Genomic DNA, 13,957 nt, shown 5'->3' with positions numbered 1-13,957 from the left:
TACTGAACCCGACCCCGTAGGAGCACCTGGGGAGGGCCGGCATGAAGGCCGAGGAACGCTGGCAGGCCAGGTTCCGGGCACCGCGGGTGACCCTGCCCACGTGGGCGCGTCAGGCGCCGCACCGCGCCGTCTACCGCGGCAACGCCTCCGGCGCGTGGGAGATCTACGCCTGGGACCGGTCGAGCGGGCAGATCCGCCAGGTCACCGACCGCGCCCGCGGCACCCGGTACGGCGCGATCGACCCCGCCGGCCGGTGGATCTGGTGGTTCGGCGACACGGACGGCGACGGGCGGGGCGACGGATACGGCGTGTGGTCGCGTCAGCCGTTCCACGGCGGCCCGGACGAGCCCCTGGCCATACCGCCCGGCCACCCGTGCGGGCTCGCGCTCGCCTCGGACGGCGCCGCGGCCGTCGGCCGTTCCTCCCGGGACGGCTTCGAGATCCTGCTGGCCCGGCCCGGGAGCGAGCCGGTCACGTTGTACCGCCACGACGAGTACGCCGCGGTCGCGGACATGTCCCTCGACGGCTCGCTCATCGCCGTCAACCACAGCGAGCACGGCGACGCCCTGCACCCGGCCGTACGGGTCATCAGGGCGAACGGCTCGACGGTCGCCGAGCTGAACGACGGACCGGGCAGAGGCGTGACCGGCTGCAGGTTCGCCCCCGTCCCCGGCGACCGGCGCCTGCTCGTCCTGCACGAGCGCCGGGGCCGCCGCGAACCGCTCGTGTGGGACCCGGTGACCGGCGAGCAGCGGGAGATCTGGCTGCGGGTGCGCGGCGAGATCTCCGCGGACTGGTACGACGACGGCCGGGCCCTGCTCATCATCCACAACCAGCGGGGACGCACGGAACTGCTGCGCTACGACCTCGCCGGCGGCGGCCTCACCCCGATCCAGAGCCCGCACGGGGTGATCGAGGCGGCGGCGCCGCGCCCCGACGGCACCGTCGAGTACGCCTGGTCGAGCGCCGCCCACCCGCCGGTCGTCAGGTCGAGCAACGGCCACGTGGTCTTCAGCCCCGGGCGCACGCCGCCGCCGTCCGTGCCGCTGGAGGACATCGACGTGGAGGGCCCGGGCGGGCGCATCCACGCCCTCGTCTCCCGGCCCGAGCGGGTGGCCGCGCCGTACCCGACGGTGTTCCTGCTGCGCAGCGCGCTGCCGGGGTTCGGCGGCGGCACGGGCGGCCAGGACGACGACTCGTTCCAGCCGCAGGTCGCGGCGTGGGTCGACAGCGGTTTCGCCGTGATCCGGGTGAACCACCGGGGGTCGGCCGGCTACGGCTCCGCCTGGCGCGACGCGCTGCGCGGCGACATCGGCCACATCGAGCTGGCCGACGTGGCGGCGGTGCGCGACTGGGCGGTGGAGCGCCGCATCGCCGACCCGGACCGCCTCGTGCTCGCCGGCACGGCATGGGGCGGCTACCTGACCCTGCTGGCGCTCGGCACCCAGCCGAAGTCGTGGACGGCGGGGATCGCCGCCGCCCCCATCGCCGACCACGCGGCGGCGTACGAGGACGAGGCCGAATGCATGCGCGCGGTGCACCGGGCGCTGCTGGGCGGTTCCCCGGACGAGGTGCCCGAACGGTACGCCGCGTCCTCCCCGATCACGTACGCCGACATGGTGACCGCGCCGCTGCTGATCCTCACGGGGGTGAACGACCGGCGCTGCCCGGCCCGGCAGGTCGAGCGCTATGTGCGGGCCCTGGCCGGCCACGGCAGGGAGGCGGCCGTGTACCGGTACGACGCCGATCCGGGCACGCCGGCCGTCGAGGAGCGGGTGCACAGAATGGCCGCGTCCATCGCCTTCGCCGCCCGAGCCCTGGGTCGTGCCTAAGATCTGTCGTACCTGGGCTCTAGGGCGCGCGCAGGACGAGGATGGCCAGGTCGTCGGCGCTCGGCACGGGCGCGAAGTCCTGTACGGCGCGGCGGATGCGCTCGGCCACCGCGCGGGCGGACAGGTCCACGCACTCGGCCAGGAGCTTGGCCAGGCCGCCGTCGTCGTCGAGCAGCCGGTTGCCCGACCGCCGCTCGGTGACCCCGTCGGTCACGCCCAGCAGCACGTCGCCCGGAGTGAGCCGCAGGCTGTCCTCCTGGAACTTCACCTCGGGGAACACCCCGAGCAGCGACTGCGGCGAGGCGACGACCTCGACGTCGCCGTTCGGCCGCAGCCGCAGGGCCTCCGGATGCCCGGCGGAGACGAGACGGATGTCGAGGCCCTCCGGCATGACCGTGATCTGGCCGTGCAGCAGGGTCAGGAAGCGGGCGCGCTCCCCCTCCTCCAGGATGGCCTGGTTGAGCCGGCCCACGACGGCGGCCACGCCGTACCCCTCGCGGGCGAGCAGCCGGAGCGTGTGACGGGCCAGCCCGGTGACCGCGGCGGCCTCCGGCCCGGTGCCGCAGACGTCGCCGATCGCGAAGCGCCAGACTCCTTCCGCGATCGGGAACAGGTCGTAGAAGTCGCCGCCGACCTCGTTGTTCTCCCCCGCCGGCTCGTAGATCACGTGGAAGTCGAGCCCCGGGGTGGTGGGCTCGTCGGGCGGCAGGAGGCTGCGCTGGAGCGCCCGGTTGGCCGCCGCCTGCTGGGCGTACAGGCGCGCGTTGTCGAGCGCCAGCGCCGCGCGGCGGCTGAGGTCCTCGGCGATCTGCATGGCCTCGTCGGGGAAGCGGTCGCGCCGGCCCAGGCACATCACGCCGAGCCGCCGCCCCCGCGCGGTCAGCGGGTACGCCAGCGCCTGCCATTCGCTCATCGGCAGCACGGCGGGGTCGTCGTCCGCGGGCAGCGAGATCTCCTCCAGTTCGTCGCGCATGGCGTCGATCTGGGTCTCGTCCGCGTGCCAGAGATAGGCGGGCCGCAGTTCCCCCGACCCGTCCTGCGCGGTGTAGACGGCGCACCAGCTCGCCAGGCGCGGCACCACGATCTGCGCGACGATCGCCGGGACCATCTCCGGGTTGAGCGTGCCCGCGAGCAGGTCGCTCGCGTCCGCGAGGAAGCCCAGCCAGCCCGGGCCGTGCGCGGCCTCGAGCAGCCACTCGTCGCTCTGCACCGGCTCCCGGCCGGGCAGTTCCAGGCGGGCCCAGCGGGTACGCAGCGACGGGGTGAACGTGACCCCCCAGGTGACGGCGTCGGCCGGCGGCCCGAAATCCTGGCCGTCCGCCTTCTCCCTGACCTCCACCTGGATGGACTCGCCGTGGTGAAGCCACACCACCTCGAAGGGCGCGCCCGCCGCCTCCACGACGAGTTCCCCCACCAGGCGCTCGGCCTCGGGGTACACCGACATGGCGGCCCACGCTGTCATCACCTCGCGCGTGAACCGCTTCGCTTCGGGTACGGCCGTCTGGCCCGGCGTGAAGGACGCCGCCAGAACGGCTCGAGGGGTAGTTGTCACCACCATTGTGCTTACCACACTTCCGGCTGACCTCGGGTCAAGCAAGGGGGCCCCGCATCCCGCCGAACGTGACAGACTGGCATGGAGTCCGCGGCTGGACAGGCCGTATGAGGCCATATGCCTTGGTCGCGTCAGCCCCGATCGGGGTAAAGGAGGCTAAATGTCGCCCGCCAACGCCGAGCTGGCCGGGACCGAACGGGTCTACCGCGAATCCGACCTCGTCCCCTTCCTGGAGACGCTCATCACATGGCGGGACGGCGACTTCCGCCGACGCGTGTCCCACGCCCCGCCGGGAATCCTCAGTGAGATCCGGCTGCTGCTGAACGAGGTGGCGGACCGGCGCGAACATCTGGCCAACGAGCTGGCCCGAGTGCGCCGTGAGATCGTCAAGGAGGGCCGTTTCACCGAACGGCTGAGCCCGGGGCCGGGCGTCGGCGCGTGGGCGGAGAGCGTGGGCTCGGTCAACGATCTCATCGACGCCATCGTGACGCCGGTCAGCGGCGCCGCCGACGTCATCGACGCCGTGGCCAAGGGCGACCTGTCCCGCCGGATCGACCTGAACCGCGCGGCCCGGGGCGAGGTACGGCGGCTGGGCAAGGCCATCAACGGCATGGTCGACCAGCTCTCGCTGTTCACCTCCGAGGTGACCCACGTGGCCCGCGAGGTCGGCACCGAGGGCCGTCTGGGCGGCCGGGCCAACCTGCGCGGCATGTCGGGCAGCTGGCGCGATCTCACCGAGGCCGTCAACACGATGTCCGACCGCGTCTCCGCGCAGGTCCGCGACATCGCCGAGGTGACGACCGCCGTCGCGGGCGGCGACCTGAGCCGCAAGGTCACCGTCGACGCCGTCGGCGAGATGCTGGAGCTGAAGCACACCGTCAACACGATGGTCGACCAGCTCTCGGCGTTCGCCGAGGAGGTCACCCGGGTGGCCCGCGAGGTGGGCACCGAGGGCAAGCTGGGCGGCCAGGCGCAGGTGCGCGGCGTGTCGGGCGTCTGGAAGGACCTCACCGACAACGTCAACTTCATGGCCAACAACCTCACCTCGCAGGTGCGGCAGATCGCCGTCGTCTCCACCGCCGTGGCCAAGGGCGACCTGTCCAGGAAGATCACGGTGGACGCCCAGGGCGAGATCCTGGAGCTCAAGGAGACCCTCAACACGATGGTCGACCAGCTCTCGGCGTTCGCCGACGAGGTCACCCGGGTGGCCCGCGAGGTCGGCACCGAGGGCAAGCTGGGCGGCCGCGCCGAGGTGAAGGGCGTGTCGGGTGTCTGGAAGGACCTCACCGACAACGTCAACTCGATGGCGAACAACCTGACCTACCAGGTGCGCAACATCGCCCAGGTCACCACCGCCGTCGCCAACGGCGACTTCACCCGCAAGATCGACGTCGACGCCCAGGGCGAGATGCTCGAGCTCAAGAGCACCATGAACACCATGGTCGACCAGCTGTCGTCCTTCGCCTCCGAGGTGACCCGCGTCGCCCGCGAGGTCGGCACCGAGGGACGCCTGGGCGGCCAGGCGCAGGTGCGCGGCGTGTCGGGCATCTGGAAGGACCTCACCGACAACGTCAACTTCATGGCCAACAACCTGACGTCGCAGATTCGTCAGATCGCCGTCGTCTCCACCGCCGTGGCGCAGGGCAACCTGTCCAAGAAGATCACGGTGGACGCCCAGGGCGAGATCCTGGAGCTCAAGGACACGATGAACACGATGGTCGACCAGCTGTCCGCCTTCGCCGACGAGGTGACCCGCGTCGCCCGCGAGGTCGGCACCGAGGGACGCCTGGGCGGCCAGGCGCGCGTCCCCGGCGTGTCGGGCGTCTGGAAGGACCTCACCGACAACGTCAACTCGATGGCGAACAACTTCACCTACCAGGTGCGCAACATCGCCCAGGTCACCACCGCCGTCGCCAACGGCGACCTGACCCGCAAGATCGACGTCGACGCCCAGGGCGAGATCCTCGAGCTCAAGAGCACCATGAACACCATGGTCGACCAGCTGTCGTCCTTCGCCTCCGAGGTGACCCGCGTCGCCCGCGAGGTCGGCTCGGAGGGCCAGCTCGGCGGCCAGGCCCGGGTCGAAGGCGTCGAGGGCACCTGGAAGCGGCTCACCGAGAGCGTGAACGAGCTGGCCGGCAACCTGACCACCCAGGTCCGCGCGATCGCCGAGGTGACCAGCGCGGTCGCCAGGGGCGACCTCACCCGGTCGATCACCGTGGAGGCGCCGGGCGAGCTGGCCCAGCTCAAGGACAACATCAACACGATGGTCGCCACCCTGCGCGAGACGACCAAGACCAACCAGGAGCAGGACTGGCTCAAGTCCAACCTGGCCAGGATCTCCCGCCTGATGCAGGGCCACCGCGACCTGATGGAGGTCGCCCGGCTGATCATGAGCGAGCTCACCCCGCTCGTCTCGGCCAGCCACGGCGCCTGTTACCTGTACGACGACGGCCGGCTCAACCTCATCGCCGGGTACGGCATCCAGCCCGGCTCGGCTCCCAAGCCGAGCTTCGAACTGGGCGAGGGCATCATCGGCCAGGCCGCGCTGGAGGCCGATCAGATCATCCTGGAGAACGTGCCGGTCGACTCGATCACGGTCGAGACCGGGCTCAGCCGGTCGAACCCGGCTCAGATCGTCGTGCTGCCGATCCTCTTCGAGAACAAGGTGCTCGGCGTCCTCGAGATGGCCTCGTTCCGGCAGTTCAGCGAGGTCCACCTGGCGTTCCTCACCCAGCTCGTCGAGACCATCGGCGTCACGATCAACACGATCATGGCCAACTCCCGGACCGAGGACCTGCTCACCGAGTCGCAGCGGCTCGCGATCGAGCTGCAGGAGCGCTCCGACGAGCTCCAGCGCCAGCAGGAGGAGCTGCGCCGGTCCAACGCCGAGCTGGAGGACAAGGCGGCGCTGCTGGCCAAGCAGAACCGCGCCATCGAGATCCAGAACTTCCAGATCGAGCAGGCCCGGCGGACGCTGGAGGAACGGGCCGAGCAGCTCGCGGTCTCCTCGCGCTACAAGTCCGAGTTCCTCGCGAACATGTCCCACGAGCTGCGCACCCCGCTCAACAGCCTGCTCGTGCTCGCCAAGCTGCTGACGGAGAACACCGAGGGCAACCTCACGCCGCAGCAGGTCGAGTTCGCCCGTACGATCCACGACGCCGGTTCGGCGCTACTGCAGTTGATCAACGACATCCTCGACCTGTCCAAGGTCGAGGCGGGCCGGATGGACATCCATCCGCAGGGGATGTCGCTGTCCGCGCTGGTCGACTACATGGAGGCGACCTTCGCCCCGCTCGCGCAGGACAAGGGCCTGTCGTTCGCGGTCCAGGTCGACCCCTCCGTGCCGCACGAGCTGCGCAGCGACGAGCAGCGGCTGCAGCAGGTGCTGCGCAACCTGCTGTCCAACGCGGTGAAGTTCACCCACGAGGGCGAGGTCAGGCTGGAGGTGACCCGCGCACCCGTCGACGTCCCCTATGTGGACGAGAAGCTGCAGGGCTCGCCGGAGGACATGCTGGCCTTCAGGGTCGTGGACACCGGCATCGGCATCGCGCCGGACAAGCTCGAAGTGATCTTCGAGCAGTTCCGCCAGGCCGACGGCACGACCAGCCGCAAGTACGGCGGCACCGGCCTCGGCCTGTCGATCTGCCGGGAGATCGCCCGCCTGCTCGGCGGCGAGATCCACGTCCAGAGCGTCCCCGGAGAGGGCAGCACGTTCACGCTGTACCTGCCCCCGAACTACTCGGGGCCGCTCGCCGCACCCGACGGCGGCGCGATCGCCACGCCCACCGAACCGGAGGGACGCGAGGACGAGGTGCCCGACCTGCACATCAAGGACATCCTCCCGGAGATCCCGCTCCCGACCGACCTGCCGGTCCCGCAGTACACGCCGCTGGTGGACGGCCATGACTGGCAGGGGGACGACCCGCTGACCGGGGCCAAGATCCTCATCGTGGACGACGACATCCGCAACGTCTTCGCGCTGACCAGCGTGCTGGAGCGGCACGGCTCGACCGTCGTGTACGCCGAGAACGGCCGCGAGGGCATCGAGCAGCTCGAACGCAACGAGGACGTGGCGCTCGTGCTGATGGACATCATGATGCCCGAGATGGACGGCTGGGCCACGACCTCGGCGATCCGCACGATGCCGCAGTTCGCCGACCTGCCGATCATCGCGCTGACGGCGAAGGTCATGCGGGGCGACCGCGAGAAGAGCATCGCGTCCGGCGCGTCCGACTACGTGCCCAAGCCCGTCGACGTCGACCGGCTGCTCGAGCGGCTGCGCGGATGGCTCATGCGCGGCCGCGGCGGGGGCACAGAACGAACGAGGGGCGTGCCGGCCCCGGAGTCCCGAGACGCCCAGGAGACGTGATCGATGGCTGACCGCGCCAGGGTCCTGCTGGTCGACGACCGCGAGGAGAACCTGATCGCTCTGGAGGCGATCCTCAGCTCGCTGGACGTCGTGCCCATACGGGCCCGGTCCGGGGAGGAGGCGCTGAAAGCCCTCCTGTCGACCGACTTCGCCCTCATCCTGCTCGACGTACGCATGCCGGGCATGGACGGCTTCGAGACCGCCGCGCACATCAAGCGGAGAGAGCGCACCAGGAACATCCCGATCATCTTCCTGACCGTGGTCGACAGCGCCCCCGACTACGCCTTCCGTGGGTACGCCGCCGGGGCGGTGGACTACCTCACCAAGCCGTTCGACCCCTGGGTGCTGCGCGCCAAGGTCGCCGTGTTCGTGGAGCTCTACACGATGAACCGGCGGCTCTCCGAGCAGGCGGCACTGCTGCGCGAACGCCTGTCGAACGAGTTGCCGGACGGCGGCGACCACGCCTCCGTACTGGCCGAGCTGGCCGGCCGCGTCACCGCCGTCGAGGACGAGCTGCGGCGGGTGCGCGAACTGGCGGACAAGTCCGCCGACGCGCCCCTCAACGGCGCGGTCGCCGAACTGACCGAACGCGTCGCCCACCTCCGGGCCGGCTTCGACGCCCTCGGCTGAGCCAACGTGCCCTGACCTGACGTACGGGCGCGGGGTGCGCCGCGCCATGGGCCGCCATGGCAAGGACAGCCGCCGGGGTCAGCGGCGGGCGCGCTCGAGGGCGTCCCAGAAGCCGCGGCGCAGGGCGTGCCTGACCTCGTCGTGCAGCAGGAAGTCGATCGGCAGCGAGGACCCCTGCAGGAGGCGGGCCTCGAGGTCGGACGGCATCCGGGGCTTGCGGGCGAGCACGGCCTCCAGCCACAGCGCGGGGGCGTCGCGGGCGACCGACTCGCCGAAGTCGTGCCCCTCCTTGTGCGCCGCCTTGACCGCCTCGGCGAGCGTCGTGGTGCCTCCGGTCTGCACGGGCACCGGAGCGGGCTGCGGGCCCGTGTACGGCCCCAGCTGTGAGGGCGAGTAGGCGGCGTGGCCGGAGCCGTACTGCTGGCTCTGCACCGGGCTGCTCGGCGGCGGCTGGCCCCCCGGGGGCGGCGACGGCGGGGTGGACGCCGGGGGAGCCGGCAGCGGTGTGCTCACGGGCGGCTGAGCCTGGCGCGGCGGAGCGGGCTGGGTGGGCGGCTGCTGGGACTCCGGCGAGTACCCGTTGTAGACCGGCGGGGACGGCTGCGCTGGAAGAGCCGGACGCGCGTGGGCGGCGGAGGACCGCCCGCCGCTGTGTGCACCCGTCCCGTGTGCGCCCGCGCCCTGGGAGCCGATGCCTTGAGAGCCGGCGCCGTGGGAGTCACTGCCGTGGGCGCCGCTGCCGTGGCTGCCCACGCCGTGCGACCCGGCGCTGTGGCTTCCCGTGCCCGGTGTCCCCGTGTGTGTCCCCGTGGGGTGCGGTTGGGTGGCGTTCGAGGCCGCTCCGGAAGCGCTCAGGTGGTCCTGCGGCGGGGTGCCGTGCGCTCCCGTCACCGCCCCACCGTGCAGGCCGGTGGCGTGGCTACCCTGCGAGGGTGTCCCGTTCTGGTGGGAACCGTTGAGGTGGGTCCCGTTGGACAGCGAGCCGTTTCCGCCGTGGGGGACGAGGCCGTTGCCGTGGGACTGACCGTTGCCGTGGGACTGGCCGTTGCCGACGCCGGGGCTCGGGTCCGCCCCGGTGAGCATCGTGACGAACGGCCGGAGATGGCCGCTCCCGATCTCGATGAGGTCGTCGCACTCCTGCCGCAGGGTGCGCGCCGCCGACCATGCGCCGTCGGTGGCGATCTGCATGACGGTCACGCGGATGCCGAGGTCCTGCGCGTCGCTCACCACCTGGGTGAGGTCCTCGTCGCCGCTGACCACGACCGCGTCGCAGACCGCGTTGTTGCGCGCCAGCGTCATGAGGTCACGGTGAACCTGGGCGTCCACGCCTTCCCTGCGGCCCGGCCGGATGCGGCCGAGGCGGAGCTTGAGCCCGGGGATGTCCGCCAGCACGTCGTGCTCCGGCGTACGGCGGCCCTCGACGGTCGCCTCGTACCAGTAGCAGCGCAGAAGCGGCAGGCCCGTCCGCTCTCTTGACAAGGTCGTCAGGAACTGCAGCAGGCTCGGATAGTCCCAGGAGACGGCCTCGCGATGGCGGGTCCCATGGACGGCCATCGCGCCGTCTGCCAGCAAGTAGCCGGCGTCAACGAACAGCGCGCAGCGATCCACGCGACACCGCCCTTCCTACGTGGCCCTCTCAGGGTAGTCAAGCGTGTGTTCCCGCGAGGCTGATTCCCGGCGATTCAGCCCTCGCCCGCCTGGTGGGGGGATCGGGACGCCAACACCCCTGGGGTCGGAAGCGTTCACGCCGACCGTACCAGTTTGTCCAAGTATCGCCTCCCACCAATTTGTTATCGCACGACCGCCCTTGGACGGATACGGGCCGCGGAGTCCGTGAACACGCCGGACGGTGACGGTCGGGCATCCCAGTCAGGGGATGTCAAGACCACGTCCGTGCGCTCACGACCGCGACGCCGAAGAAGACGGGGTCGCGTCTGGTGGCCAGTTGGAGCGCGGGGTGGGGTCCCAGGAGGGCGTGGAGCGTGTCGACCGCGACACCTCCGGGATCCGCGCGGCCCAGGACGCCCGAACCGCGCCGGTCCTCACGATCCCCCATGGTGACGACGCCCGCCCTGACCCCCTCACCGTTCCAGACCATCAGATCGATCCGCGCGGGCGCGCCGTCCGGGGCGAGGCCGTCGAGGGGGAGCCGCAGGGCCCTCTCCTCGTTCCCGATCACCGCCGCGGCGTCCAGCACCACCGCCCGCGTGTACGGCTGCCGCACGTCCGCGACCATCACCACCAGGCCCCAGGCGGAGTGCCGGACCGTACCCGCACGCGCCGGGGCGCCCGCGACCCACCAGCGGCCCCCGCCCGCCGCACGGACGAGAGAGGTCACCTCGGCGAACGCCTGATAACCGGAACCGCTCGGCAGGTCCCGCCGGGCGACCTCGGCGGCGTGCAGGGTCGCGTATCCGGGCCTTCCCGGAGCGCGCACCCGGATGTCCTGCGCGGGAACCGCCCCCCGGCCGCCGCCCGCCCAGTAGAGGCCCGCCCACAGCACGTGGCCTCCGGCCGGCAGGTCGAGATCGGCGCAACTGGACGTGCCCGTCGAGGGGTCCCTGTCGAGATCGACCGGCACGCTGACGCCCGGGCTCCGGCCGCGGCCGCCCGAGGCGGCTCCGCAGGGGCCGGACGACGCGGCGGAGCCCACGAGCACGTTGCCGACGACCCGGGCGGCGAGGCGGCCGTCCGCGGCGAAGCGCGCCGCCGCGCCCGAGGCGCGCACTCCCACGGTCGATTGGGCGGTGCTCTCCAGCCGCCCCGCCCGCACCCGCACCGTGAACGCCCGTCCCGTGGGCGCGTCCGCGGCCACCGCCACCTTCAGGAAGATCGCCGTGACCTCACCGGCGGCGAGCGGTCCCCGGGCACACCGCACCAGACGTCCCGACGCCTCACACGACCAGCCGTCGCCCGCTCCGCTCCGCGTCCGCGCGTCGCCCGCGCCCCTACCCGCCGCACGGTCCTGATCGGCGCTGTCACGCGCCGCGCCGTCCTCCCGCACACCGTTCCGCCGCACGTCGTTCCGCATCGCCTCGTTCTGGGCTCGGTCCGCGCCCCTACCCGCCGCGCGCTCCTGATCGGCGCTGTCACTCGCCGCGCCGTCCTCCCGCACGCCGTCCTGCCGCGGGTGGTTCTGCCCGAGGGCGCCCGGCTTCGCCTCGTGGCCCCGCCCGCCGCGCCCGTCCTGGTCCAGGTAGCGGACGCCGGGTGGCAAGGTCACCGTCGCGGTGACGTCACCGGTGGCGGCGTCGCCCGCGTTGCGCAGCCGTACGGCGACGAGCCCGGGCTGGCCGCGCAGCAGGGCGCCGAGCGGATCGACGGCGACGGCGAGCGCCTCCTTCGCCTTCCCGGGGCTCCCCGCTCCCTTCGCCTTCCCGGGGCTCCCTGCTCCCTTCGCCTTCCCGGGGCTCCCTGCTCCCTTCGCCTTCCCCGGGCTCCCTGCTCCCTTCGCCTTCCCCGGGCTCCCTGCTCCCTTCGCCTTCCCCGGGCTCCCCGCTCCCTTCGCCTTCCCCGGGCTCCCCGCTCCCTTCGCCTTTCCCAGGCTGCCTGCGGTCTTCTGGGCGCCGGTGTCGCTCCGGCCCGTCGATCGGGCACGCTCCCCGGCCTGCGAGCCGCCCGGCCGTGCGAGCGGGGCGCGCCGTGTGGCGGCGTTGCGGGCCTGTGGCTCGCGCCGGTCACGAGTCGCCCCCGGCTCCTGCCGCGACCCCGCCCGCGCGCCGCCCTGCGCCTCAGCCCGGGTGCCGGCCTGGGCACGGGCCTGCTCGGGATGTTCCTGGTAGGGATGCCGGGAGAGCTGACCCCGCACCCGTTGCCGTTCGGGAACCGGACCCCGCGCAGCGTCCGCGTGGCCGGAACCCTGCTCGCGGCGCGGGAGGGCCGTGACCGTCCTGGGCTCCCCCACCGGGCGGCCGCTCGCCGGACGCCGGTTCGCCCGTCCCCCGCCGTCTGCGTCGGCAGCCGCGTGCTCTCCGCCCTCGCGGCCGGGGCGATCCTCACCCGCGTGGCCGGAGGCGGGCGGCGTTCCCGTGGTCTCCTCGCGCGGTGACCGCCGATCGGTGCCCGGGCCGGCCCTGCCGGTGATCTCGGGCATGCCGAGCGCGATGCCCGCGCCCGGCTGGTCGGCGGCGCTCCCGGACGTCCACGGGTGCGGCCTCGGCCGGTCGTACGGAAACGGAGTCCCCGCGGATTCGGTGTCACCGGCGGCGGTCCGCGAAGAGGCGGCGCCGTCCGCGGGCCGCGGACGGTCCAGGGCCCGTTCCCCGGAGCGGCCCGCGGACAGCGTCTCCATCGGCTGGGCGACGAGCAGGAAGGCGGCGGTCGCGAGGCCGGCCACGGCGATGCCTCCCAGCACCGCCCGATGCGGCGTCGGCATGCTCCGCACCAGTGCCGACAGCCGCGCCAGCGCCGCCCGCACCCGGACGTACGCCGCCCTCGGCAGCGCGCCGGCCTTCCCGTACACGCGCCGGATCGTCGTCCGCGTCCCGCCGTATGCCGCCCCCGGCAGCGCGCCCGCCTTCCCGTACAGACGCCGGGCCGTCGTCCGCGCCCTGCCGTACGCCTCTCGGAGCAGCGCGTGCGCCCGCCCCGCGGGCCGGTCCCGCGCGGCCCGCAGGACTCTCCTCATGCGGCGGTCCGCACGGCTCTTCACCATCCTCACGTGCTGGCGGGCCGCCTCCAGCCGCGCCCGTGCCCCGCCGTACGACCGCGAGCGCGCGGTGGTGGCGGTGGCGAGATCGGCGAGGTAGTCGTCCACAGCCGGCCCGGCGACCAGCTGGCCGACGACGGCCCGCAACTCCTGGGTGAGATCGACCAGCTGGAGGAAGACCGACCGGCAGTCGATGCACTCGGCCACGTGGGCGTCGACCGCGGCGGCCTCCCCCTTGGGCAGACCGCTCTCGAGATAACGAAGGATCATCGACACGATCGGCCGGCACTCGGCCCGGGGACCGTCCTCCAGGTGCAGCCGCACGTACGCCTCCCGCAGGCCCCGGCGGGCCCTCCGGGTGAGGTCGGCCGCGGCCCTGCCCGACAGGCCGACCAGCGGGCCCGCGTCGGCGGGACCGCCGCCCTCGATCTCCACGTGCCACAGCAGCGCGCGCCAGCGCTCCGGCAACGAGCGGTACGCCCGGGCGAGCGGCGAGCGCTCCAGCCCCGCGAGTTCCGGATCCACGTAGAGGGAGTCGCCGTCGGCCAGGTCGACCACTCCGGTGGCGGCGTAGCGACGCAGCGACCCGAGGAGATAGGGCCGGAACGCGGAGGCGGGGCCGTCGCCCCGCCGCACCACCTCCAGGACCCTCGCGAAGGTCTCGGCGAGGAGGTCCTCCACCGCGTCCTCGCTCTGCGCGATCCGCCGCGCCAGCGACCGCGCGGCGACCGAATGCCGCCGGTAGAGCGTCCCGAAGGCCGCCGTGTCCCCTCCCCGCACGGCCTCGAGCAGTTCCATGTCGGTATGCCGGACTTCTCTACGCATTGCGACCTCGCGATTACGATGAGTTGCACGGCGATACATTCCGCAGTCCGTGTCCTGGCTAAACCGCTGAGACCTCTTTACTCTGCGTAGTCGTCGCA

The 13,957-nt window shown here is 72.7% G+C and carries 6 protein-coding genes; 3 read left to right on the top strand and 3 right to left on the bottom strand.

Features of this window, described 5'->3' with window-relative positions:
• Positions 1-41: 41 nt before the first annotated feature.
• Positions 42-1,832, top strand: a complete 1,791-nt coding sequence (locus HHX30_RS29210; RefSeq protein ID WP_169985638.1) for a prolyl oligopeptidase family serine peptidase — start codon at positions 42-44, stop codon at positions 1,830-1,832.
• A gap of 19 nt (positions 1,833-1,851) precedes the next feature.
• Here the strand turns inward: HHX30_RS29210 and HHX30_RS29205 are convergent, their stop codons facing one another.
• On the bottom strand, positions 1,852-3,276 hold the full coding sequence (locus tag HHX30_RS29205; RefSeq protein WP_249350563.1) for a PP2C family protein-serine/threonine phosphatase: 1,425 nt from the start codon (positions 3,274-3,276) through the stop codon (positions 1,852-1,854).
• A 268-nt stretch (positions 3,277-3,544) separates the two neighbouring features.
• Between HHX30_RS29205 and HHX30_RS29200 the strand changes: the two genes are divergently transcribed.
• Complete coding sequence (locus tag HHX30_RS29200; RefSeq protein WP_169985634.1) at positions 3,545-7,756, top strand: HAMP domain-containing protein; 4,212 nt, start codon at positions 3,545-3,547, stop codon at positions 7,754-7,756.
• 3 nt (positions 7,757-7,759) lie between these two features.
• Positions 7,760-8,386 carry a two-component system response regulator gene (locus HHX30_RS29195; protein WP_169985633.1) on the top strand — a complete coding sequence of 209 codons (627 nt, stop codon included), beginning with the start codon at positions 7,760-7,762 and terminating at the stop codon, positions 8,384-8,386.
• A 78-nt stretch (positions 8,387-8,464) separates the two neighbouring features.
• Here HHX30_RS29195 and HHX30_RS29190 read toward each other — a convergent pair whose 3' ends face one another.
• Together HHX30_RS29190 and HHX30_RS42865 are read right to left on the bottom strand one after the other, a co-directional pair.
• The gene (locus tag HHX30_RS29190; protein WP_169985631.1) at positions 8,465-9,994 is read right to left on the bottom strand and encodes an NYN domain-containing protein; all 1,530 of its coding nucleotides are present in this window, start codon (positions 9,992-9,994) and stop codon (positions 8,465-8,467) included.
• A gap of 271 nt (positions 9,995-10,265) precedes the next feature.
• Positions 10,266-13,832, bottom strand: a complete 3,567-nt coding sequence (locus HHX30_RS42865; protein WP_169985629.1) for a sigma factor — start codon at positions 13,830-13,832, stop codon at positions 10,266-10,268.
• Between the last annotated feature and the right edge of the window lie 125 nt (positions 13,833-13,957).

Origin of the sequence: Microbispora sp. H10836, assembly GCF_012999525.1 — a bacterium.
Taxonomy (GTDB): Bacteria; Actinomycetota; Actinomycetes; order Streptosporangiales; family Streptosporangiaceae; genus Microbispora.
This window is presented reverse-complemented; position numbering and strand designations above follow the sequence as displayed.

Excerpts from the sequence above, each read along its gene's own strand:
- HHX30_RS29210 (WP_169985638.1), top strand. The coding sequence starts at position 42 with ATGAAGGCCGAGGAACGCTGGCAGGCCAGGTTCCGGGCACCGCGGGTG.
- HHX30_RS29205 (WP_249350563.1), bottom strand. The coding sequence starts at position 3,276 with ATGTCGGTGTACCCCGAGGCCGAGCGCCTGGTGGGGGAACTCGTCGTG.
- HHX30_RS29200 (WP_169985634.1), top strand. The coding sequence starts at position 3,545 with ATGTCGCCCGCCAACGCCGAGCTGGCCGGGACCGAACGGGTCTACCGC.
- HHX30_RS29195 (WP_169985633.1), top strand. The coding sequence starts at position 7,760 with ATGGCTGACCGCGCCAGGGTCCTGCTGGTCGACGACCGCGAGGAGAAC.
- HHX30_RS42865 (WP_169985629.1), bottom strand. The coding sequence starts at position 13,832 with ATGGAACTGCTCGAGGCCGTGCGGGGAGGGGACACGGCGGCCTTCGGG.